The sequence below is a fragment of the Luedemannella flava genome (assembly GCF_039528515.1).
Taxonomy (GTDB): Bacteria; Actinomycetota; Actinomycetes; order Mycobacteriales; family Micromonosporaceae; genus Luedemannella; species Luedemannella flava.
In genome coordinates this window covers 1-20,496 of record NZ_BAAALT010000228.1, presented here as the reverse complement: position 1 = coordinate 20,496, position 20,496 = coordinate 1, and the positions used below count along the sequence as shown (strand labels likewise).

Annotated in this window: 23 protein-coding genes and 2 pseudogenes; 10 read left to right on the top strand and 15 right to left on the bottom strand. The window is 70.1% G+C overall.

All coding sequences use genetic code 11. The features are described 5' to 3' along the window. The first annotated feature begins 201 nt into the window (after positions 1 to 201). Positions 202 to 477 carry a hypothetical protein gene (locus ABD211_RS27355; RefSeq protein WP_344138025.1) on the top strand — a complete coding sequence of 92 codons (276 nt, stop codon included), beginning with the start codon at positions 202 to 204 and terminating at the stop codon, positions 475 to 477. 10 nt (positions 478 to 487) lie between these two features. On the opposite strand, the gene ABD211_RS27350 is transcribed toward ABD211_RS27355, so the two are convergent. The 3 genes from ABD211_RS27350 to ABD211_RS27340 are packed head-to-tail and all read right to left on the bottom strand — an operon-like array spanning position 488 to position 2,163. Further along, positions 488 to 940: a hypothetical protein gene (locus ABD211_RS27350; RefSeq protein ID WP_344138022.1), complete on the bottom strand. Its 453-nt coding sequence runs from the start codon at positions 938 to 940 to the stop codon at positions 488 to 490. Positions 941 to 985: 45 nt separating this feature from the next. Beyond that, positions 986 to 1,363 (bottom strand): DUF2255 family protein, encoded by a 378-nt coding sequence (locus ABD211_RS27345; protein ID WP_344138019.1) that lies wholly within the window; start codon positions 1,361 to 1,363, stop codon positions 986 to 988. 56 nt (positions 1,364 to 1,419) lie between these two features. Further along, positions 1,420 to 2,163 carry a VOC family protein gene (locus tag ABD211_RS27340; protein WP_344138016.1) on the bottom strand — a complete coding sequence of 248 codons (744 nt, stop codon included), beginning with the start codon at positions 2,161 to 2,163 and terminating at the stop codon, positions 1,420 to 1,422. 89 nt (positions 2,164 to 2,252) lie between these two features. Between ABD211_RS27340 and ABD211_RS27335 the strand changes: the two genes are divergently transcribed. Next, a complete protein-coding gene (locus ABD211_RS27335) occupies positions 2,253 to 2,708 on the top strand; it encodes a DUF3592 domain-containing protein (RefSeq protein WP_344138013.1) in 456 nt (151 codons plus the stop codon). Here the strand turns inward: ABD211_RS27335 and ABD211_RS27330 are convergent. The 4 genes from ABD211_RS27330 to ABD211_RS27315 form a co-directional block, all read right to left on the bottom strand. Continuing rightward, on the bottom strand, positions 2,683 to 2,982 hold the full coding sequence (locus tag ABD211_RS27330) for a hypothetical protein (protein WP_344138010.1): 300 nt from the start codon (positions 2,980 to 2,982) through the stop codon (positions 2,683 to 2,685). The two genes, ABD211_RS27335 and ABD211_RS27330, sit on opposite strands and share 26 nt — an antisense overlap. A gap of 131 nt (positions 2,983 to 3,113) precedes the next feature. Next, a complete protein-coding gene (locus ABD211_RS27325; protein WP_344138007.1) occupies positions 3,114 to 3,650 on the bottom strand; it encodes a GNAT family N-acetyltransferase in 537 nt (178 codons plus the stop codon). Positions 3,651 to 3,656: 6 nt separating this feature from the next. Further along, complete coding sequence (locus ABD211_RS27320) at positions 3,657 to 4,097, bottom strand: VOC family protein (RefSeq protein ID WP_344138004.1); 441 nt, start codon at positions 4,095 to 4,097, stop codon at positions 3,657 to 3,659. Then, positions 4,087 to 4,572: a helix-turn-helix domain-containing protein gene (locus ABD211_RS27315; protein ID WP_344138001.1), complete on the bottom strand. Its 486-nt coding sequence runs from the start codon at positions 4,570 to 4,572 to the stop codon at positions 4,087 to 4,089. The genes ABD211_RS27320 and ABD211_RS27315 overlap by 11 nt, the downstream gene beginning before the upstream one ends. Before the next feature lie 31 nt (positions 4,573 to 4,603). On the opposite strand from ABD211_RS27315, the gene ABD211_RS27310 reads away from it, so the two are divergent. Both ABD211_RS27310 and ABD211_RS27305 read left to right on the top strand, forming a co-directional pair. Continuing rightward, positions 4,604 to 4,969, top strand: a complete 366-nt coding sequence (locus tag ABD211_RS27310) for a DUF488 domain-containing protein (RefSeq protein ID WP_344137998.1) — start codon at positions 4,604 to 4,606, stop codon at positions 4,967 to 4,969. 36 nt (positions 4,970 to 5,005) lie between these two features. Further along, positions 5,006 to 5,644, top strand: coding sequence for a hypothetical protein (locus tag ABD211_RS27305; protein WP_344137996.1), 639 nt, complete (start codon positions 5,006 to 5,008; stop codon positions 5,642 to 5,644). A 57-nt stretch (positions 5,645 to 5,701) separates the two neighbouring features. On the opposite strand, the gene ABD211_RS27300 is transcribed toward ABD211_RS27305, so the two are convergent. The 4 genes from ABD211_RS27300 to ABD211_RS27285 are packed head-to-tail and all read right to left on the bottom strand — an operon-like array spanning position 5,702 to position 11,005. Beyond that, positions 5,702 to 6,037 carry a Rieske (2Fe-2S) protein gene (locus ABD211_RS27300; RefSeq protein WP_344137993.1) on the bottom strand — a complete coding sequence of 112 codons (336 nt, stop codon included), beginning with the start codon at positions 6,035 to 6,037 and terminating at the stop codon, positions 5,702 to 5,704. Next, complete coding sequence (gene nirB / locus ABD211_RS27295; RefSeq protein ID WP_344137990.1) at positions 6,034 to 8,502, bottom strand: nitrite reductase large subunit NirB; 2,469 nt, start codon at positions 8,500 to 8,502, stop codon at positions 6,034 to 6,036. Before nirB ends, ABD211_RS27300 begins: the two co-directional genes overlap by 4 nt. Further along, positions 8,502 to 8,849: a molybdopterin oxidoreductase gene (locus ABD211_RS27290; RefSeq protein WP_344137987.1), complete on the bottom strand. Its 348-nt coding sequence runs from the start codon at positions 8,847 to 8,849 to the stop codon at positions 8,502 to 8,504. Before ABD211_RS27290 ends, nirB begins: the two co-directional genes overlap by 1 nt. 2 nt (positions 8,850 to 8,851) lie before the next feature. Beyond that, positions 8,852 to 11,005: a molybdopterin oxidoreductase family protein gene (locus tag ABD211_RS27285; protein ID WP_344137984.1), complete on the bottom strand. Its 2,154-nt coding sequence runs from the start codon at positions 11,003 to 11,005 to the stop codon at positions 8,852 to 8,854. Positions 11,006 to 11,213: 208 nt separating this feature from the next. Between ABD211_RS27285 and macS the strand changes: the two genes are divergently transcribed. The 5 genes from macS (at position 11,214) to ABD211_RS27260 (ending at position 16,699) form a co-directional block, all read left to right on the top strand. Continuing rightward, the gene (macS, locus tag ABD211_RS27280) at positions 11,214 to 12,326 is read left to right on the top strand and encodes a MacS family sensor histidine kinase (RefSeq protein ID WP_344137981.1); all 1,113 of its coding nucleotides are present in this window, start codon (positions 11,214 to 11,216) and stop codon (positions 12,324 to 12,326) included. A 30-nt stretch (positions 12,327 to 12,356) separates the two neighbouring features. Beyond that, positions 12,357 to 12,989, top strand: coding sequence for a response regulator (locus ABD211_RS27275; RefSeq protein WP_344138028.1), 633 nt, complete (start codon positions 12,357 to 12,359; stop codon positions 12,987 to 12,989). Continuing rightward, positions 12,989 to 13,888, top strand: a complete 900-nt coding sequence (locus ABD211_RS27270) for a phosphotransferase (protein ID WP_344137978.1) — start codon at positions 12,989 to 12,991, stop codon at positions 13,886 to 13,888. Before ABD211_RS27275 ends, ABD211_RS27270 begins: the two co-directional genes overlap by 1 nt. A 65-nt stretch (positions 13,889 to 13,953) precedes the next feature. Further along, positions 13,954 to 15,810 (top strand): 3-oxoacyl-[acyl-carrier-protein] synthase III C-terminal domain-containing protein, encoded by a 1,857-nt coding sequence (locus ABD211_RS27265; RefSeq protein ID WP_344137975.1) that lies wholly within the window; start codon positions 13,954 to 13,956, stop codon positions 15,808 to 15,810. Next, positions 15,803 to 16,699: a DUF6999 family protein gene (locus ABD211_RS27260; protein WP_344137972.1), complete on the top strand. Its 897-nt coding sequence runs from the start codon at positions 15,803 to 15,805 to the stop codon at positions 16,697 to 16,699. The genes ABD211_RS27265 and ABD211_RS27260 overlap by 8 nt, the downstream gene beginning before the upstream one ends. Here ABD211_RS27260 and vapB read toward each other — a convergent pair. Next, positions 16,643 to 16,825: a type II toxin-antitoxin system VapB family antitoxin gene (gene vapB / locus ABD211_RS34055; protein ID WP_486336266.1), complete on the bottom strand. Its 183-nt coding sequence runs from the start codon at positions 16,823 to 16,825 to the stop codon at positions 16,643 to 16,645. The genes ABD211_RS27260 and vapB overlap by 57 nt on opposite strands. Before the next feature lie 17 nt (positions 16,826 to 16,842). After that, on the bottom strand, positions 16,843 to 17,127 hold the full coding sequence (locus tag ABD211_RS27255; RefSeq protein WP_344137969.1) for a hypothetical protein: 285 nt from the start codon (positions 17,125 to 17,127) through the stop codon (positions 16,843 to 16,845). Between the two features lie 306 nt (positions 17,128 to 17,433). On the opposite strand from ABD211_RS27255, the gene ABD211_RS27250 reads away from it, so the two are divergent. Then, entirely contained in the window at positions 17,434 to 18,090 is a 657-nt protein-coding gene (locus tag ABD211_RS27250; protein ID WP_344137966.1) for a DUF5701 family protein, read from the top strand. A gap of 10 nt (positions 18,091 to 18,100) precedes the next feature. Here ABD211_RS27250 and ABD211_RS27245 read toward each other — a convergent pair. Beyond that, positions 18,101 to 19,804 (bottom strand): annotated as a pseudogene (locus ABD211_RS27245) (COR domain-containing protein); the annotation flags it as partial. Between the two features lie 282 nt (positions 19,805 to 20,086). Next, a pseudogene (locus ABD211_RS33975) lies at positions 20,087 to 20,353 on the bottom strand (P-loop NTPase family protein); the annotation flags it as partial. Positions 20,354 to 20,496 lie beyond the last annotated feature (143 nt).

Here is a 20,496-nt window from a genome sequence, read left to right as displayed (position 1 = left end):
CGATGAACAGGACCTCTCCGCGCTGGTACCGGCTTCGTCTGTGACGCCGGCGGGGCTGTCGACCCAGCCCGCCGCGCCGACGATGATGGCCAAGGCAGACAACGACAGACGACGTGAGCCGTTCCGGCTGTTTGCTTGACGCTGGTCTGGGTTCTGTGACAGGTCTTGCAGAGCGGCGGCCTTTGGCGAGGGGGTAGCGGCGTGACTGACGATGAGCTTTCGGAACTGCGAGCGCGTGCCGCAGCCGGGGACCGGGATGCCGAGGACCAGCTCGTCGAGCTGGCGGGCGAGCGCGGGGACATGGACGACCTGCGTCGTCTCGCCGACGCCGGTAGCACCGACGCTGTGGCCGAACTCGTCCAACTGGCGGGCGAGCGTCACGACGTGACAGAGCTGCGCCGCCTCGCTGACGCCGGCAACCGCGACGCCGCCGACGTCCTAGCCGAGATTCTTGAGGGCCAGGACAGCACCCGGTAGGCAACGCGTTCTACGGCTGAGGCCGGGACGGCCGGAAGATCTTGAATAGTACGTACCCGGCGAACAGCGCGAGGACGCTGAACCCGAGCCAGCCGAGAATCGCTCTGCCGGTGTAGCTCTCCTTGCCGACCTGTTCAACGTCGGCGTCCAGGTCCGCGGGGTCGTAGCGAATCTGCACGTACTCGCCGAGATCCAGGTCGTCGTCGCAGCTGGCACAGAGTGCGTAGACGGAGTCGAGGTCGGGCAGGCGGTACTGGACGTAAATGAGGTCGCCGCCCCTGATGGCGGGCTCGCGGTCGTAGACCACCGCAACCGACTCAACGCCGTTGCGGTCCAAGCGGGCCGCGTGAGCGCCTGCGTCCCGACCGAACTCACCGGTGCAGGCCATGAACGTGACGGCGATGACCAGGAGCCCGACCTTGAACGAGCGGTATGGGTCAGGTCGTAGCCTGGCGGCGGGCATGGCGTCAGGGTAGGACTCTCACGCCACGATGAGGACCGGTCCTCGTCAGCGTGGTACCAGTTTGATCGTGGTGGCGCGGGCCGCGGGAGCGATCATGGCGTCGACGTACTCCCGGCCCTGACTGGCGTACTTGGTGCGGTAGGCGGCGTCGATCCGCGCGTTGGTTTCGGGGTCCGCATCGTCGATAAACGTGACGCCCCTGGTGACCCCGTCCACCTCGATGACGCCTTCCGGACGCTCGCGCGTGCCGCGGAACCAGGCGGCGCCAGCGCCCCGGTACGACCGCACATACAGATCGTCGTCGACGCGGACGACCCAGATGATCACCGAGTCGCGTGGCGTGCCGTCCGGCAGCAGCGCGGCGATGCGCATTTCGACAACGCTTCCGATCTCGTTCAGGTCGTCGGCGGTCCACTCGGCCATCGTCGGCTCCTTCGTCCGTCACGCACGCGTCCCCTTCAACCTAGCCGCGGCCAGCATCAGGAACGGGCGAGCACGCAGAACTCGTGACCCTCCGGGTCGGCCAGGCAGGTCCACGGGACGTCGCCGCCCTGGCCGACGTCGAGGTCGGCGGCGCCGAGGGCGCGCAGCCGGGCCACCTCCGCTTCCTTGTCGTCGCCGGCGCACGGCAGCAGGTCAAGATGGACCCGGTCGGGCACGGTCTTCACGTCCGGCGTGCGGAGGAATTCGAGGTACGGGCCGACGGCGCCGGCCGAGCGCAACGACGCGTGATCGTCGGTCACCGCGTGCACGGCCCAGTCCGTCGCTTCGGCCCAGAACCGCGCCATGGCCCGCGGATCCGTGCAGTCGACCACCACCGCGGCGATCGGCCCGGTGTCCCGGTAGATCTCCCGGGGCTCGAGCACACAGAACTCGTTGCCCTCCGGATCGGCGAGGACGGTCCACGGCACGTCGCCCTGGCCCACGTCGACGGGCGTCGCCCCGAGCGCCTGCAGGCGCGCGACCAGCTCCGCCTGATGGGTCGCGGAGGTGGTGGCGAGATCGAGATGTACCCGGTTCTTCGTCGGTGTTTTGTGCTCCGGGACGGGAACGACGTCGATGCCCAGGGCGACCGGGTCCGGCCAGACGAGGCCGCCGGCGGGTCCGACGTAGGTGGTCACGCCGGGTCGGTAGGCGCTCCACCCGAGCGCCTCCGCCCAGAACCGGCCGACCGCGGGGGCGTCGAGAGCCTTGATGTTCACCTGAACGGGTCGCACCGCCATGCCGGAGATCCTATGCAAGGGTCCTCAACCATCCGTGCCGCGCGCCGACTGTTACCGACGTGGGACGACGGCGGCCGCAGGGGACCGGCATGAACTCCCCGCGTTCCATCGGTTGGCAGGCCGTGGCGGTCGGGGTCATCTGCCTCGTGTTTTCCGTATGGGCGTATCGGGATGCCGCAGCCCTCCGGGACCACGGCATGATCAGCACGGCCACCGTGACCGAGGTGTACGACGAGGGGCGCAGCGATTTCGTTGTCCTCGAATTTGTCACGGCGGACGGTCGCGTTATAGAAGCGGAGACCAGCAACTACCGGTGGGATCCGAAACCGGAGATCGGTGACCGGGCATCGATCGTGTATGACCCCCGCGATCCGACCGGCAATGTCGCCGACGTACGAAACGGCCCGGACTTCCTGGCAGCCTGGTTGTTTGCCGCGGGCGCAGCCGTCGCCGCGGTGCTGGCGCCGTTGTCCTTCCGAGGTCTGCTCAGGTGGGGCGACCAACCCGCGGCGACCCGGATCAGACGTCGGCCTCGGCGGCGATAGCGGCCGCGACGTGGCGGGCAGCGGCGGCCTCGGCGTGGGTCTGGAGGTGGCTGACCACCGCGTACAGGGTCGCGGTGAGTACCGCGCCGACGCACATGGTGACGAACAGGGCGGTCGTGCGCCACTCGGTCCGCGTCAACGACTGCCCCATGCCCACGCTGAACGCGACGACGAGCGTGCCGAGCGCGCCCGCGAGCGCGACGATCACGGCCGAACGCCCGGCGCGGGTGGCCTGTCGGGCATAGATCTCGGCGAGCTCCCGGTCTGCGGTCATCCGCGGAATCATGCCAGGAAAACGCGGCCCACGCTGCTGTGGGCCACCGGTCGCGGTGAGCTGGACGGCCGCGCGCTGCGGACCGGGTGGCGCTGGGACGGGACGCCTCAGCGGCGCTGGGACGGGACGCGTCAGCTGCCCTGAAGAGGGCGCAGGTCGATCCAGTACCGGCGGGTTCTGCCGAGCTCGGTGTCGCGGACGTCCTCCAGCACGCCCCCGCAGCGCTCGATGGTGCGGGCCGAGGCGACGTTCGTGTCCGAGCAGGTGATGAGCACGCGGTCGAGCCGGCGGGCCGCGCGGACCAGGACCTCGCCGAGCGCCCAGGTCGCCAGCCCGCGACCGCGCGCGGACGGCCGGACGCTGTAGCCGATGTGGCCGCCGGCGTTGAGCAGGAAGTCGTTGAGGCTGTGCCGCAGGGTGATCGCGCCGAGGTACTCGTCGGAGTCGACGATCCACCAGTACGTCGCGTGGACGCGCCCCGGCGCGGGCGGGACGGACTCGTCGCCCTCGCGGTGCAGGCGCGTCACCCACGCCGCGAACCCCTCGACGGTGTCCACGTCGTCGGTGGGGTGCAGCCCGGTGCCGTCCTGATAACCCCCGGCCCATTCCTCCCGCGAGCCGAGCCACGAGTCGCGGAGCCGGGCGGTGGGAGCTACCAGGTCGAGCATGGTGCGTCAGCCTACCTGCGGGCCGAAGTCCCCCGGCGTGAAGTCGCGGCGCTCCACGAGCACCAGCCAGTTGCCGGAGTTGTCGCGCATGACGGCCTCGACGCCGTACGGGCGGTCGGACGGTTCCTGGACGAAGGTCACGCCCTTGTCGCTGAGCTCCTTGTACGCGGCGTGGCAGTCCTCCACGCTCAGGCCGAGGCCGCCCATCTGACCCTGCTCCAGCTTCCGGCGGATGACGGTCGCCAGCTCGTCGTCGAGCGGCGGGCCGGGCAGCATGAGGGTGACCTCAAGCTCCGGTTGGTTCGGGTGGGAGACGGTCACCCAGCGGAAGCCCTCGCCCATGGTGATGTCGACTCCCGGGGTGAAGCCGAGGACGTCGACGTAGAAGTCGCGAGCCGCGCTCTGGTCCAGGCAGTACACCGTGACCAGCGAAATGTTAGCGATCATTGGTCGACCGTATAGCGCCGGTCGCCGTCGACGCTTCTTTCAGATTGCGCGGTTCGGCCGTGCCGCGGTGGTCGAGCACCCCGCGCATGAACAGGTAGCACCCCGGCACGTGCGGGCCGCCGCGCGCCGCCCACCGGTTCCGGTACGCCGTCGGGGTCTCCCCGACGAGCCGGGTGAACCGGGTCGAGAACGAGCCGAGGCTCGCGAACCCGACCAGCATGCAGATCTCGGTGACGGTCAGGTTGGCCGCCCGCAGCAGGTCCTGCGCCCGTTCGATGCGCCGCCGGGTCAGGTACCGGATGGGCGGCTCGCCGTAGGTGGCCTGGAAGCTGCGCGCGAAGTGGTGCTTCGACATCCCGGCCACGCGGGCGAGCGCGGCGAGGTCGAGGTCGTCGCGGTAGTGGCGGTCCATGTGGTCGCGCGCCCGGCGCAGGTGCGCGAGCGCGGCGACGGGCACGGCCCGGGAATCACCCACGTACTCAATGTAGTGGGCAGACAATCGGGGAATGACCGTGCGGATCGCCCGGGTCTACGACCCGCCCACGACCGGCGCACGCGTCCTCGTCGACCGCCTGTGGCCTCGGGGGATGCGCAAGGAGGACGCCCCATTCGACGAATGGTGCAAGCAGGTCGCCCCGTCAACACCACTGCGTCAGTGGTACGACCACCAGCCCGAGCGGTACCACGAGTTCGCCGAGCGGTACGTGACGGAGCTGGCCGCGCCGGAGGCGCGCGAGGGCCTCGACCACCTGCGCGAGCTGGCGGCCGCCGGCCCGCTCACCCTGCTGACCTCGTCGAAGCACCTCGACATCAGCCACGCCGCCGTCCTCGCCGGCTTACTGGGCAAGCGACGGCCCGGCCGGACAACCTAAGATCCCCACGGACGCCACCCCGGAAGGATCTTTATCGTGAGCACCGCCGACACCGCCCCGGCCAGGGTGAAGGTTCCCCTGCCGCGGAGCGACAACGTCTTCTTCGCGTTTGTTCTCGGCGCCCAGGCGCTGTGCGTGCTGATCGGCTTCCGTTCTGTCCTGCTGGCCCGTGCCCTGCCCGAGGCCGCCGACGGGGTCGTCGACAGGGTCACCGGGCCGCCAACCGACATTCTCGACTTTGTTGTGAGGGCCCAGTCCGTGCAGAACGAGATTGTCATGTGGGGCCTGTGGAGGAAGGCCGTCAATGGCCTCGTGAACAACAGCTTCACCCTCGGGACCGTCCAGATCGGCGCCGTGATCCTCTTTGGTTTCTGGCTGTACCGGATGAACGACTGGTTCTACGAGGCGGAACGACCGCACGGGTACCGCAGGCTCGTTTCGTTCTACGTTTTCGCGGTGGCGTGCCTTGCCTGGTTCGCGGTCGGCTTCGTCCTCATTCCCGGGTTCGACGTCATAGCGGCGTCGTCCATGGCCGAGGTCCGCAACTACGCGGATCAGGTCGTGTTGACCGCCGAGATCCGCATGGGCCTGGCCGTCCTGTGTGCCCTGTGCGTCTACCGCATCCGGCACGTCGTCCAGTACCTGCCGACCATCGACGGGGTTCGGGTGGACTGACACAGCACAACGGGCCCGCGCGGCGCTGCACGGGCCCGTTGTGTCGGGAGGAGAAGGTCAGGCGTCGACCGGGACCGGCGCGCCGACGAGGACCTCGCCGGCGTCCGTGACCCGGACGGGGTAGACCCGCAGCGGCGGCTGGCCGCTGCGCGAGCAGCCCGTGGTCAGCTCGAACACGTGCTGGTGCAGCGGGCAGATCACCACCTCGGTGTCGGCCAGGCCGTCCGCGATCGGGCCACCCGCGTGCGGGCAGACCGCCGAGACCGCGTGCACCACCCCGGTGCGGGTCCGGAAGATCGCCACCATGTCGCCGTCGATGGTGAACGTCCGACCCTCACCGATGGGCAGCGACTCCAGCGAACCGATGGAGATCTCGACCAGTTCCGAACTCATGCGTGGACCTCCCGGACCGGAACGATGGGCAGGGGCAGCAGGGGCAGCGACGGCTTGAACTGGCCGTCCGCACGGGGCTCCCGGCCCTCCAGCCACGGGTCCTTGTACGCGTCGACGGCCTCCTGCATGCGCTCCTCGAGGCCGGCGCAGATGCCCTCGCTGTCGTCGACGAGCAGCTCGCGCAGCTTCTCGATGCCGATGCGCGGCACGAACGAGTACGTCCGCTCGAGCCAGTTCGCGTTCTCCCGGTAGTACTGCAGGAACCGGCCCGTGAGGGTCATGACCAGGTCGGGTGAGTCGACCGTGGCGAGCAGGTCGCCCTTGCGGATGTGGGCGCCGGCCGCGCCGCCGATGTAGATCTCCCACTTGCCGCCGTCGATCGCGACGACGCCGAGGTCCTTCACGTACGCCTCGGCGCAGTTGCGCGGGCAGCCCGTGACGGCGAGCTTCATCTTGCCGGGCGACTCCAGGCCCTGGAACCGCGACTCGATCGCGACGCCGAGCGCCGTCGAGTCGCCGACCCCGAACCGGCAGAAGTCGCTGCCGACGCAGGTCTTCACGGTGCGGAAGCTCTTGCCGTACGCGTATCCGGACGGCATGCCGAGGTCGGCCCAGACCTTGGGCAGGTCCTCCTTGCGGATGCCGAGCAGGTCGATGCGCTGGCCGCCGGTGAGCTTCACCATCGGCACCTCGTACTTGTCGGCCACATCCGCGATCTTGCGAAGCTGGTCGGGCGAGGTGACGCCGCCCTTCATCTGCGGGACGACCGAGAACGTGCCGTCGCGCTGGATGTTGGCGTGGACGCGGTCGTTGATGAAGCGGGCGTCGTTCTCGTCCTCGTACTCGTCGCCCCACATCATGCGCAGCAGGGAGACCAGGCCCATCTTCGACTTGGCGTCCTCCTTGCCGCCGGGCGCGAGCGCCGCGAACACCGACGACACGCTGCGCAGGCCCTGCGCCCGGATCGCCTCCATGAGCTCGGGCTTCGCGTACGGCACGCCGGGGACGTACCAGTTCGCCGACGGGTCCTCCTCGACCTCGCCGCCGGCCGCCCACTCGACGATCTGGCAGACGAGCGACTTGCAGGAGCCGCAGCCCTTGCCGGCGCGGGTCTTGTCCATGACCCCGGTGACCGTCTTGATGCCGCCCGTCACGCAGGCCACGAGCTGGCCCTTGCTGACGCCGTTGCAGTTGCAGACCTGGTTGTCGTCGGGCATCTCGGCCGCCGACACCTCGGCCGGCGGGCCGCCCAGGTCGAACAGCAGCCGCACCCGCTCCTCGGGCAGCGGCAGGCCCTTGTCGAACGCCTGGGTCAGGAAGCCCATCTTCGACACGTCGCCGAGCAGCGTCGCGCCGATGATCCGGTCGTCGCGGATGATAACGCTCTTGTAGATGCCGCGCCGGGGCTCGGCGAACACCACGAACTCGTCGGTGTCGCGCTCCGGCGACGTGATGCCCATCGCGGCCACGTCGACGCCGGCCACCTTGAGCTTCGTGGCGGTCCGCGAGCCGTGGTACGCCGCGCGCGGGTTGGTGCCGGTGATGTGGTCGGCGAGCACCTTGGCCTGCTCCCACAGGGGCGCCACCAGGCCGTACGTCGTGCCGCGGTGCTGGACGCACTCGCCGACGGCGTAGATGTCGGCCTCGTCCTGCACCCGCATCTGGTCGTCGACCAGGATCGCCCGCTCGACCGGCAGGTCGGAGGCCGCCGCGACCTGGGTGTTGGGGCGGATGCCGGCCGCGATGACCACCATGTCGCAGGGGATCGTCCGGCCGTCCTTGAACTTGACGCCGGTGACCGAGTCCTTGCCCAGCACGTGGGTGGTCATGGCGTTCAGCTCGACCGCGATGCCGAGCTTCTCGACGCTCGCCTTGAGGATCGCGCCGCCCTGCTCGTCGAGCTGGGTGTTCATCAGGTGGCCCATCGCGTGCACGAGGGTGACCTTGATGCCGTGGTTCAGCAGGCCGCGGGCCGCCTCCAGGCCGAGCAGGCCACCGCCGATGACGACCGCGGTCTCGTGGTCGCGGGCGTACCGGATCATTCCGCGGGTGTCGTCGAGCGTACGGAAGGAGAAGACGCCCTGGTGGAAGCCGCGCTTCGCGTTGTACGTGCCCTCCATGGGCGGGATGAACGGCGTGCTGCCCGTGGCGATGATGAGCTTGTCGTACGGCGTGACCGACCCGTCGTCGCCGTGCACCACCTTGGCGAACCGGTCGATGCGCGTGGCCCGGACGCCGGCGCGCAGGTTGATGCCGTTGTCGGAGTACCAGCCGAGGCTGTTGATGAAGATGTCCGACTCCTCCTCCGCGCCCGACAGGACGTTGGAGAGCAGGATCCGGTTGTAGTTGCCGTACGGCTCGTCGCCGAACATCGTGATGTCGAAGTGGCCGCCCCGTTCGAGGATCTCCTCGACGGTGCGGGCCCCGGCCATGCCGTTGCCAATGACGACAAGTCTCTGTGCCATTAGACGTCCACCATCCCCAGGTCGATTACGACGTTGCCGGTCACGCCCTCGGGAGCGGCTAGGAAGATTTCCAACGTGGTGCCGCCGTCGACGTCCTCCACGACCCGCAGCGGCACGTGCACGTCACCGCGCGCCCCGATCGGGAAGTACCGCATGGGCTTGCCGTCGCGCATGAGGCAGACGTAGACGAGGTCGTCGCTGGTGTTGCCGCCGCGGAAGTACACCGGCTGGGTGACCATGCCGAGCGGCACGGTGTACGACAGCCCGGAGTCGAGTGGGAAGGGCGCGTCCATGCCCTTGCCCTCGAACGGAAAGACTCCCTGCAGGAAATGTGCGGTCGACGTCACGGTCAACCGTCCTTTCTCGACTCGGACGACAGCGGCGGCGGGGAAGCGGCCGCGGGATCGGTCGGGCCACCAACGCGGGCGACGGCGACCGCGCAAACCTTGAAGGAGGGCATCCTGGAGTACCGGTCCAGCGTTGGATCGGTCAGCGCGTTCGCGCTGGCCGCGCCGCCCCAGTGGAACGGCGCGAAGACGGTGTCGGGGCGGATCGTGTCGGTGACCAGCGCGCGGAACACCGCGCGACCCCGGCGCGAGCGCAGCTCGACCAGGTCGTTGGCGGCGACGCCGAGCTGGCGGGCCAGGTCGGGGTGCAGCTCGACGCGCGGGTCGTGCGCGGTCATCTGCAGCGACCTCGACCGCCGCGTCTGGTTGCCGCTCTGGTAGTGCTGCATGATCCGGCCGGTGGTCAGCACGTACGGGTATTCGAGGTCGGTGGGCTCGGGCACGTCGCGGTGGTCGACCCGGATGAACCGGGCCCGCTTGTCCGGCGTGGCGAACTCCTCCGCGAACAGGCGCTGCGTGCCCGGGTGCCCCTCGTCGGGGCACGGCCAGAACACGCCGTCCTCCTTCTCGATCCGCTCGTACGTGATGCCCGCGTAGTCGGCGATGCCGCCCGCGCTGGCCCGGCGCAACTCGTCGAACACGACGCGGGGGTCCGCGGAGAAGAACTCGCCGCGGCCCAGCCGGTTCGCCAGCGTCGACATGAACGTGAGGTCGTCGAGCACCCCGTCGGGCGGCGGCAGCACCTGCTTGCGGCGCAGCACCCGGCCCTCGAGGTTGGTCATCGTGCCCTCTTCCTCGGCCCACTGCGCGGTCGGCAGCACGACGTCGGCCTGCGCCGCCGTCTCGGACAGGAAGATGTCGGACACCACCAGAAAATCAAGGGCCCGCAGGCTCTCGCGGACCCGGTTGCGGTCCGGGGCGGAGACCACGATGTTCGAGGCGAAGACCAGGAGAGTACGGACGCCGCCGGGAGTGCCGAGCGCGTCGAGCATCTCGACCGCCGACTTGCCGGGGCCGGGCAGCTCGTCGGGGTCGACGCCCCACACCCCGGCCACATGGGCGCGGGCGGCCGGGTCGTCGATACGGCGGTAGCCGGGCAGCTGGTCGGCCTTCTGGCCGTGCTCGCGGCCGCCCTGCCCGTTGCCCTGCCCGGTGATGGTGCCGTAGCCGGAGTACGGCTTGCCGGGCAGGCCCAGGGCCAGGGCCAGGTTGATGAAGGCCTGCGCGGTGTCCGTACCCGTGCTGTGCTGTTCGGCGCCGCGGGCGGTGAGGATCATCGCGGAGCCCGCCGTGGCCAGCGCCCGGACCGTGGCGCGCAGCTGCGTCTCGTCGACTCCCGTCAGGCGCTCGACACGGTCGGGCCAGTACTTGCTGGCGGCCTGCCTGACGGCCTCGAACCCGGTGGTGCGCGTCGCGATGTAGTCCTCGTCGACGTAGCCCTCGCGGATGGCGATGTGCAGCAGGCCGTTGGCGAGCGCCAGGTCGGTGCCGGGGGTGGGCTGCAGGTGCATGGTCGCGCCGCGGGCGGTCGCCGTGCGGCGCGGGTCGACGACGATGTGCGTGGCGCCCGCCGCGCGCCCGGCGTCGAAGTACTGCATGGCGGGGGGCATGGTCTCTGCCGGGTTCGCGCCGACCAGCAGGATCGTCTGCGCCTCGGCCAGGTCGGCGAGGGGGAACGGCAGGCCGCGGTCGATGCCGAACGCCCGGTTGCCGGCGGTCGCCGCCGACGACATGCAGAACCGGCCGTTGTAGTCGATGTGCGGGGTGCGCAGCGCGACGCGGGCGAACTTGCCCAGCTGGTACGCCTTCTCGTTGGTGAGGCCGCCGCCGCCGAAGACGCCGACGCTCGGCAGGCCGTAGCGCTCCTGGCTGGTCCGGATCGCGTCGACGACGCGGCCGAGGGCCTCGTCCCAGGTCGCCGGGCGGAACGGGCTGCGCCGGTCGGCCGGGTCGGTGCGCACCAGCGGGGTCAGCAGCCGGTCGGGGTGGTCGAGCAGCTCGGCGGCGCTCCACCCCTTGGCGCACAGGCCGCCGCGGTTGGTGGGAAACTCGGTCGGCTCGATCACGGGCGGCCGGGGCGGGGCGGGCCGCATCGCGACCCCGCACTGCAGCGAGCAGTACGGGCAGTGTGTCGCGGTATCGACGCTTGTCCCCATGCATTCGATGGTCCGTGCGGCTAGTTACCGGTCGATACCACCTTTGTTACGCGCACTTAGCCATGCCCTCTTAATGATCTAGCTCCGCCGTGAGAACGTGGCCCTGCTCACATTCGCTGTGAGCGGTAACGATGAGCAAGGATGCGTCCAACGGCCGGGCAGGTGACGCGGGACGGCGGTGGAGCCGCCGGGCAGGCAGGATGCCGGGATGGGCCTGGAGATTCCGTTGTGGCGGGCACTCGCCGTGTTCCGGGTGGCGTCGCTCGCGTACGCGGTGCTGCTCATGGGGCGCAACTTCCGGACGTACCCCCATCCGATGATCGGGTGGACGGTGCTCGCGGTGATGACGGCCTGGACCGTCGCGGCGATCGCCCTGTACGCGTGGCCCGCGCACCGGAGGTGGCCGCTGCTGCTCGCCGACTTCGCCGTGACCGCCGGGTGCCTGCTGGCCAGCGTGTGGGTGATCGGCCAGGACCCGCTCGCACACGGCTCGGACACCGTGCCCATGGCGTGGATCGCGGCCCCGGTGCTGGCCTGGGGCCTGGCGCTCGGGCGGACGCGGGCGGCGGTGGCGGCGCTCGCCATGGGCGTGGTTGACGCGGCGACGCGTGGTGCCGCCAACACCGTGGTCCTCAACGACGTCGTGCTGCTGCTCATGTCCGGAATGATCTTCGGGCACGCGGCGCGCCTGGCGGCCGTCAGCGAGGCGAACCTCCAACGGGTCGCGGAGCTGGAGGCGGCGAACCGGGAACGCGAACGCATCGCGCGCGGCATCCACGACTCGGTGCTGCAGGTGCTCACGCTGGTCCACCGGCGGGGCATGGAGCTGGGTGGGGACGCCGCCGAGCTGGGCCGGCTCGCCGGCGAGCAGGAGGCGGCCCTGCGCAGTCTCGTGGCCACGGACTTCACCACGGTCGAGGGCGAGGCGGACCTGCGCGTGCTGGTCAACGCGTACGCGGGCGACGCCGTGTCGGTGGCCGCGCCGGCGACGCCGGTGGTGCTGCCGGGCGGGGTCGCGCGGGAGGTCGCGGCGGCGGTGTCCAGCGCGCTGGACAACGTGCGCGCCCACGCCGGCCCGGCCGCGCGCGCGTTTGTGCTGGTCGAGGACGAGCCCGATCAGGTGACGGTCACTGTGCGCGACGACGGGGACGGCATGGCGGCGGGTCGTCTCGACGAGGCCGCCGCCGACGGCCGGCTCGGCGTCGCCCGGTCGATCCGCGGCCGGGTCCGCGACGTGGGCGGCACGGTCACCCTCACAAGCACCCCCGGCGACGGCACCGAGGTAGAGATCCGCATCCCCCGCCCACGCCGGAAGTCGTAACGTGTCCCTGTGGGGGTCGGTGTGCGGGTGATGGTGGTCGATGACCATCCGATGTGGCGGGACGGGGTGGCCCGCGACCTGGCCGAGGCGGGCTACGAGGTGGTCGCCGTGGCCGGCGAGGGCCGACAGGCGTTGCGGCTGGCCGGCGCCGCGCGCCCCGATGTCGTCGTGCTCGACCTGCAGCTGCCCGACCTGTCGGGCATGGCGGTCATCGGCGGCCTGCTCGATGCGACGCCGGCCGTCCGGGTGCTCGTCCTGTCCGCCAGCGGCGAGCAGCAGGACGTGCTCGACGCGGTGAAGGCCGGCGCTGCCGGCTACCTGGTGAAGTCGGCCGGGCGCGAGGAGTTCCTCGACGCGGTGCGCCGCACGGCCGAGGGCGACGCCGTGTTCACCCCGGGCCTCGCCGGCCTGGTGCTCGGCGAGTTCCGCCGGCTCGCGGCGACGCCGGCCCGCGACGACGACTCGCCCCGGTTGACCGACCGGGAGACCGAGGTGCTGCGTCTGGTCGCCAAGGGCCTGTCCTACCGACAAATTGCGGAGCGTCTCGTCCTCTCCCCGCGTACGGTGCAGAATCACGTGCAGAACACGCTCGGCAAGCTCCACCTGCACAACCGCGTCGAACTGGTCCGCTACGCCATCGAACAGGGTCTGGACGAGCACTGATGTACACCGAGCCGACCGACCTCGACCGCACCGAACTCGCCGACGTCATCCGCGACGGCTGGGCCCTCGACGTCGCCGACCTGACCTACGAGCCGGTCGGCTACGGCACCCACCACTACCGGTCCGGCGACCTGTTCATCAACGTCGACGATGCCACCGACTGGGTCACCCTCGGCCGTTCGCTCGCCGTCGCGGTCCTGCTCAAGGACCACAAGCACGAGTACGCGCACGCGCCCTGCCGACGCCCCGACGGCGGCTGGCTCGCCGGCATGGCCGAGGGCCGCTACGCGGTGTCGGTCTACGACGTCATCGACGGCACGTCGGGTCACTTCGGCGAGACCCTCGACCGCGACCAGCGCGCGACGGTGCTGGCCGCCCTGGCGAGACTGCACAGCGAGACCGTCCCGCCCGACCTGCCACCACGCGAGGACTTCGCCATCCCGGATCGCGACACAGTCCTCGACGACCTCGATGTGCCCTGGACCCGGGGCCCCTACGGCGAGCGGGCGCGCGAGCTGATCGTCGCCAACGCCGGCGACCTGCGGGAACGCCTCAGCGGCTACGACGCTCTGGTCGCCCGCACGCCGACCGACGGTTGGGTGGTCACGCACGGCGAGCCGCACGCCGGCAATCTCATGTGGACCCGCGCCGGCGACCTGCGGCTCATCGACTGGGACACGGTGAAGCTCGCCCCGCCGGAGCGCGACCTGTGGCTGCTGCCCGGCGACGACTGGTCCGCCTACGGGCGGGGACCCGACGAGGCGGCGCTGCGCCTCTACCGCTCGCGCTGGGAACTGGCCGACATCTGCGGCTACGTCGCGCAGCTCAAGGGCGCACACGCCGACGACGAGGACACCCGGGTCGCGTGGCGTGCCCTCAGCGGCTACGTGAGTAGCTGAACCCACCGCCGGTTGAGTCATCGGGCGGATGCGACCTTGACCGGCCGTGCGGCGCAATGGAGGGCATGACCCGAGAGGTGTATCTGACCGGCTGCGGGGCGTACCTGCCCGGCGAGCCGCTCGACAACGACGAGATCGCCCGCCGCCTGGGCGCGGCGGACAGCTCGAAGGCCGCGCGTGAGCGCGTCCTCGCCGCCAACGGCATCCGCACCCGCCACTACGCCCTGGACGCGTCCGGGGCGACGACCATGCTCAACGAGGAACTGGCCGCCGAGGCGGTCACCGCCGCCCTCAAGGACCGGGGTGTCACCGTTGCCGACGTCACGCTGCTCGCCACCGGCACCACGCAGCCCGACCTGCCCGTACCCGGGTTCGCGTCGATGGTCCACGGTCGGCTCGGCGGGCATCCCATGGAGATCCTTTCGGCGGGTGGTGTCTGCGCCTCCGGCATGGCCGCCCTGCACGCGGCCGTGAACGCCGTCCGGGTCGGCGAGCATGACACCGCCGTGGCCGTCGGCTCCGACCTGGTGTCGCGCGCCCTGCGCCAGTCCCGCTACGACGCCGCCGACGGCCGTACCGGCTTCGACGCCGAGTTCCTGCGCTGGACCCTGTCCGACGGCGCCGGCGCGGTCGTCGTCGAGGGCCGCCCGCGCCCCGACGGCCCCAGCCTGCGCCTCGACTGGCTCCACCACGTCTCCTACGCCCACGAGGAACGCGTCTGCATGCGCACCGGCACGACCGACGGGGGCGTGCCGGCCGCCGGAACGACGTGGCTCGACCAGCCGACCGCCGCCGCCGCGGAGAAGCAGGGCTCGCTGTTGTTGCGCCAGGACGTCCGCTCACTGCCGCGGTTGTTCCAGGTCGGACTGCGCGAGTACGCCGCACTGGTGCGCGACGGGCGGCTGGACCCGCCGGGCATCGACCACGTGCTGTGCCACTACAGCGCCGAGCACTTCCGCGGGCAGATCTTCACGCTGCTCCGCGAGGCGAACCTGATGATCGACGAGGAGCGCTGGTTCACCAACCTGCACACCCGCGGCAACACGGGCGCGGCCAGCATCTTCGTGATGCTGGAGGAGGCCTGGCGGACGAACCGGTTCGCCCCCGGCGAGAAGATCCTGCTCATCGTGCCCGAGTCGGGCCGCTTCTCGTTCGCGTTCGCCCAGCTCACCTGCGTGGGGCCGGAGACGACCCCGGCTCCTTCGGTCGCCCCGGTGGCGGCCGCGTCCCCGCTCGGCATCCCGGGGACCGAGGACGACGACGCCGTGCGGTGGGCCGTACTCGAGTTGGGGAAGGTCTGGGACGACTTTGCCCGCAGGCTCGCCGCGGCGCCGATCATCCGCCGCATCGAGTCCAATACCGCGACCCTCGACGACTACCGCAAGCTGCTGCTGCACCTGCGGCAGCAGGTGATCGACGGCGGGCGGTGGATCGCGCGGGCGGCGTCGAGCTTCTCGGCGGAGCTGTTCGAGCTGCGGTCGGCCGCGATCCGGCACGCCGCCGAGGAGCACCGCGACTTCCGGCTGCTGGAGCGCGACTACGTGGCCGTCGGCGGTGATCTGGAAACGATCCAGAATGGACGCCAGAACGTGGGGTCCGAGGCGCTGTCGGCGTTCCTGTTCCACCGGGCCGGGCTGCCCGACCCGGTCGACCTCATGGGCGCGATGTTCATCATCGAGGGCCTCGGCACGGCGTGCGCGGACCGCTGGGCGTCGCTGCTGCGCGAGCAGTTGGGGCTGACCGAGGAGCAGACGAGTTTCCTGCACTACCACGGCGGCGCCGACGCGGAGCACTTCGAGATGCTGACCGACGCGCTGCGCTCCGGCATCGTCACCCGGTCGGGCGCGGAACGGATCGTCCGCACGGCGGCCGTCACCGCCCGGCTCTACGCCCTGCAGCTGGAGGCGATCGACGATGAGTGACCCGTCGGTGTGGTCGGCGATCCTCGCCGACCCGGGCGGTCCGTTCGACCCCGCGACCCTGCGTCTCGTGGTGCGTGACCAGCAACGCTGGTCGCGGCGGTGGCTGTATCCGTGGGTGCGGCCCTTGTCGCGCGCGGTGGTGTTCGTGATCCGGGTCGTCAAGGCGTTCGTGCCCGGCGTGCGGGCGCACGTGACCATGGACGCGCTGTGCGTGTGGTTCCTGCGGCGGTTCGTCTCCCCGGAGGCAGGCACGCTGCTGATCCGGCACTTCATCGTCGAGACGAACCTGCTCAACGTGGCGATCCGCAACGCGCGCGTCGCCGGCCTGTCGCCCGTCACGCTGCGCCCGACCTCCTTGCGGGACCTCGGCAACCGGGCGGTCATCGAGCACGACGTCAATGTGTACGACGTGCTCGTGGCGCTGCGCGCCGGCCGGCACCGGCCCGGGCCGCTGGACCTGTCGGGGCTCGACGTCGAGCCGATCGACGCCTCGCCGGGCCTGCGCCGCTGGCTGAACCTCGACATCCAGACGGCGCTGTGCCTGATGAACATCCCGTTCGCCGCGTGCCTGACCCGCGACGAGTACCGCCGCGCGGTGCACTCGCTGCGGCTGGACACCCAGCTGCTGGGCGTGCTCGCCTCGCTCACCGGGGATGACACCTTCTGGCGTTGGCGCCCCGCCGGGATCCCGCTGCGGGTGGACAGCGGCCTCGACGTCCCCCGCGCCGTCTACGAGCACGCCGTCATCTGCGAGTACGCCCACGCGCACCTCCGCGCCCGGGCGGCGGCCACTATCCGCGTAGACGTTCCGGTCTATTCGCAGGCCGGATCGTCATCGCCAGGCCTGCCGCATGACGTTCTCGTCGGCCAGGTCGGAGAAGACCGTTGAGAACCGGGTGAGGTCCTCCACCGTGACCGCCACTTGGGTATCGCGTGCAACCTCGGTGAGCGTGCGCCGAAGGTACTCAGAGCAGGAGAGCCCTTGGCGGCTGGCGTCGGCGTCTATGGCGGCCACGATATCCGGCTATATCGTCATGCGCCACCAGAGAGCCGTTCCGGGGTGTAGTCGTAGAGCCAGGCGGTGGCGCGTTCGAAGACGCGTGGCACGACGACCGGCATGACCAGTTCCTGAAGGCGTAGCTGGAGCCTGCCACTGCGCTTGGCGTCGAGGCGCTTGGCCGTGACGGCGATCCGCCGCGCTGGGCACGGGGTGACCTCTGCCGGTCGGCACAGCGTGCAAAGGCCGTCCGGCCCTGCGCGGTGATCGACGATGACCTGTCGGGCCAACCGCAACGTCAGTGCCGGACGTATCCGCATTCCCGCTCCCGGTATCACTCATTTGGAGGACGGGAGCGCGGTCGTGCCGCCGTGCTCCCGTCCGCGTAATCCGCGCCCGGCCGGGACCTGTCGTTCTGCCAACCGTGAGCTGGTTGCCGTCCAGGCGGAGAAAGGTGAGGGCGGTGAGGTAGCCGATGTGTCGGGTACGGCGGTCAGTCCCAGTTCTCCATGTAGCTCCCATCCGTGCGATCCCGGCCAATCGGACACCAGGGCCGGACGGCTGTGGGACGACCGAATGGGCATACATATGGGCGCGAATGGCGGCCAGCGGTCACGATAGGAATCGTGGTGGACGCGGACATCGAGTTTCAGCGGCAGGTGGTGAACCTGGTCGGGCTCGGGTACCCGGCGTTGGCCGGGATGGGTGCCACAGAGTTTCGTGACCTGGTGGAGCCGCTGCGCGTGACGGCCCGCAGCGTCGACGCACAGCGGGCGGGCGGCAGCGCGTACCACGTGGGGTTTGTGATCGTGGTGGCCCGGGAGCTGGTTGCGCCGGAGGTGAGTGTGCCGCTGCTGACGCTGCCGGGGAAGAAGAAGGGCGGCGTGGTCGACCGTAACTACAAGCAGGGTGAGCTCGCCAGATTCGTTCCGTTGGAGGACCTCCCGATCACCAGCGCCGCCTATCTCATCGTCGACGTGGAGCGGGGCGAGGAGTTCTGTGACGTCAAACCCGTCGACGCGACTGCGACGATCAAGGCGAGAGGTCGGACGCCGCTGACCATTGAGGAAGGAATCGCCCTCGCTACCCACTTCCCCGATGCGCTGGAGAAGAACAAGTGCTTCATGCTGGCCGGTTCGCGGTGCGGTGACAAGCGGGTCCCCGCGCTCTGGATCAGTGAAAATGCTCCCAAGTTGGGCTGGTGCTGGAACGGCAATCCGCACACCTGGCTCGGCACTGCCAGCTGTGGAAGCCGCGTGACAGCACGAACTTCCGGCACCTGAGCACCGAGCCTCAGTCGGTCGGAATCTCGGGCAGCGGCGGGGAGTACTTATCCAGGTAGTCGGGATGGACCCACATGACGCTGTGACCGGAGGCGACCCGCCGCAGGCCCGCGAAGCTGGGGTCTGCCTCGGCAACCAGGTGACGAAGCGCCTGAATGGTGCCCCGGTCAAGTTCGACACGACCGCCCCGGCCGATCGGTTCGAGGTCCATGCCGGAGCGGTCGCCGGCCGTGGCGTCGCCGATCGCGTCGAGGCTGGCCGCAGCCCGGTCGAGTTGTGTACTCACCGTCGACTGCCACGCCTTGACGTCCGGCGCGGCAAGATCGAGGCCGGCGGCCGCCATCGGCAGGACGGCCCGCAGCACCGTCGCGGCGGCCCGGAGCCACGGCGCGGCGGCGACCAGCCAGTCGCGCGGAACGGTCAGTGTGTACTCACCGTCGGGCCCGTCGGGGTTGAGATCGCGGACCCGCAGCCGCGAATGCTCGCACCACAGGGTCACCCGGACCCGCTGGTGGGTCCAACCGGGGCGCAGCAGGGAGGGCTCGAGAAGCTCGGCCGTGAACAGGCGCGGCCCGTCCCGGCTCTCCTCCACCGACAACACAAACTCGCGGTACCCCTGTTCGGCCTGACTGATGGCCCGCAACAGCTCGACGCCCAGGTCGTCGACCCGTTCGATGATGTCGGCGTTGCCCCGGGCAACAGCGGCGGTGACGGTCGCCGCGTTGTGGTCCACCCGAGCCATGATCTGACCGAACGATGGGGTCAGGACCTCTTCGATGACACGGACCAGGCGATTGTCGTCGCGTTCGGACGTGGCCGTGCGCAGCAACAGATCATCAATGCGTTGCGGTGTGCGGCACCGCCGGCAGAAGACCTCCTTGTTGCCAATCCTCCGGTCGTCCCGCAACTGTTCCTGGTCGAAGAGGGTGGGCTTGTCGGACGTACAGGTAAGGCACGGGACCATGATCCGTACGTCAACGCCCTGCCAGAATGCGGTCACCTGGTCACGGATCTCATCAGTCAGCTGTACGGCGAAGAACTGCGGATACACGGCACGAACCCGGACGATGATCCGTGCGCGGTCCACAGTGATCAGCGCCCGGCCGTGGTAGTCGTTGTCCACGACGATGCCGGTCTGCCAGTGCCGGCTGCGCTCATGATCGCGCCGGCCCAACGAGAACTGGTGCAGGCGCACGATGAGCTGGTACATGACGCCGGTGAGCGGCCGGGGCTGACCATCGCTGTCCACGATGGAGCAGACGTGGACCAACTCGTCGAGCCCTTGGCCGTAGCCTTCCCACACGTCGCTGAGGTCGGGCCGGACGCTGCCGACCAACTGGGCAACCAGGCTCTGCGGCTCCTCACCCGGGCCGACCGCGATCCGGTAGGAGATCGCGAACTTCTCCATCAGGTAGAGAAAAACCGCGTGCAGTACGCCCGGATAGTGCTGGTCGGCAGGCCGCGACGGGTTGTTCCACAGGTCACCGACCCGCCGATGCGCCAGGATGCCGGCGCACTCGCGGGTGGCCGGGTCGTCTAGCACGAAGCTGATAGCGACGCTTAGCCAGTCCGGCTTGAAGATGACCAGCTCGGACAGGTTGGAGTCGTCCGCGTCATAGATCCAGTGACCCAGCACATTAGAGGTGATGGCCAGGGACCGGGCGCTGGTCGGCGTCAGCCCGTGCTCTGCGGCCAACGCCTGGTAGCCGGCGTAGGGCAGGTATGGTCGGCCGCCCGCGTTGATGGCCTCGCGCAACCGCAGCCAACTCGCCGGGTAGAGCCGCGCCGCCTGTGGCATTGTCCGTTCGACAGTAGCCGCGATGGCGGCCTTCAGGCCGGCGATGCCGACGCCGCTCCCGCTGCCGACGTGATGGAAGTCCACGATCATGTCGCCGAAGCGTTCGCGTAGCCCGTCCTCATCGATCCCGGCACTGCGCTGGCCGGTGTCGGCGTGCGTGGCGACCACATGGACGCGCACGTCCACGCCGGCCCGTAGCTGGATCATCTCGATCCATTCCTCGACCTGGCTCAACTGCGGTCCGAGCCGTGGGTTCCACACGACCAGGTAAACGGCTGGTGCCGTAAAGAACATCTGATGCGTGGGGCGGTATTCGGGCTGTCCGCCGAAGTCCCACCCGTTGAGTTGCCACGCGGCGCCATCCGGCCCGACCATCACCTGTTTGATCTCGACGCCGTGGGTGGTATCGCGGCCGTCGATGAAGGCGTCACCGCGCATGGCCGCCAGGAGGCTGCTCTTCCCCACCTTCCCCTCGCCGACGAACACCAGCTTCGCCTCCCGGATCGGCGTGCCCTCGTCCTGTAGGAGCCGAAGGAGCCGCAGGAGTTCCTCCAGACCGGACTGAGCAGCGGCGGAGACCTCCGGCGGTAGCGGGTTTCCGTCCAGGT

Bases quoted from the DNA above. Each gene is read 5' to 3' on its own strand.
- ABD211_RS27350 (WP_344138022.1), bottom strand. From the start codon at position 940: ATGCCCGCCGCCAGGCTACGACCTGACCCATACCGCTCGTTCAAGGTC.
- ABD211_RS27345 (WP_344138019.1), bottom strand. From the start codon at position 1,363: ATGGCCGAGTGGACCGCCGACGACCTGAACGAGATCGGAAGCGTTGTC.
- ABD211_RS27340 (WP_344138016.1), bottom strand. From the start codon at position 2,163: ATGGCGGTGCGACCCGTTCAGGTGAACATCAAGGCTCTCGACGCCCCC.
- ABD211_RS27335 (WP_344138013.1), top strand. From the start codon at position 2,253: ATGAACTCCCCGCGTTCCATCGGTTGGCAGGCCGTGGCGGTCGGGGTC.
- ABD211_RS27330 (WP_344138010.1), bottom strand. From the start codon at position 2,982: ATGACCGCAGACCGGGAGCTCGCCGAGATCTATGCCCGACAGGCCACC.
- ABD211_RS27325 (WP_344138007.1), bottom strand. From the start codon at position 3,650: ATGCTCGACCTGGTAGCTCCCACCGCCCGGCTCCGCGACTCGTGGCTC.
- ABD211_RS27320 (WP_344138004.1), bottom strand. From the start codon at position 4,097: ATGATCGCTAACATTTCGCTGGTCACGGTGTACTGCCTGGACCAGAGC.
- ABD211_RS27310 (WP_344137998.1), top strand. From the start codon at position 4,604: ATGACCGTGCGGATCGCCCGGGTCTACGACCCGCCCACGACCGGCGCA.
- ABD211_RS27300 (WP_344137993.1), bottom strand. From the start codon at position 6,037: ATGAGTTCGGAACTGGTCGAGATCTCCATCGGTTCGCTGGAGTCGCTG.
- nirB (WP_344137990.1), bottom strand. From the start codon at position 8,502: ATGGCACAGAGACTTGTCGTCATTGGCAACGGCATGGCCGGGGCCCGC.
- ABD211_RS27285 (WP_344137984.1), bottom strand. From the start codon at position 11,005: ATGGGGACAAGCGTCGATACCGCGACACACTGCCCGTACTGCTCGCTG.
- macS (WP_344137981.1), top strand. From the start codon at position 11,214: ATGGGCCTGGAGATTCCGTTGTGGCGGGCACTCGCCGTGTTCCGGGTG.
- ABD211_RS27275 (WP_344138028.1), top strand. From the start codon at position 12,357: ATGGTGGTCGATGACCATCCGATGTGGCGGGACGGGGTGGCCCGCGAC.
- ABD211_RS27270 (WP_344137978.1), top strand. From the start codon at position 12,989: ATGTACACCGAGCCGACCGACCTCGACCGCACCGAACTCGCCGACGTC.
- ABD211_RS27265 (WP_344137975.1), top strand. From the start codon at position 13,954: ATGACCCGAGAGGTGTATCTGACCGGCTGCGGGGCGTACCTGCCCGGC.
- ABD211_RS27260 (WP_344137972.1), top strand. From the start codon at position 15,803: ATGAGTGACCCGTCGGTGTGGTCGGCGATCCTCGCCGACCCGGGCGGT.
- ABD211_RS27255 (WP_344137969.1), bottom strand. From the start codon at position 17,127: ATGCGGATACGTCCGGCACTGACGTTGCGGTTGGCCCGACAGGTCATC.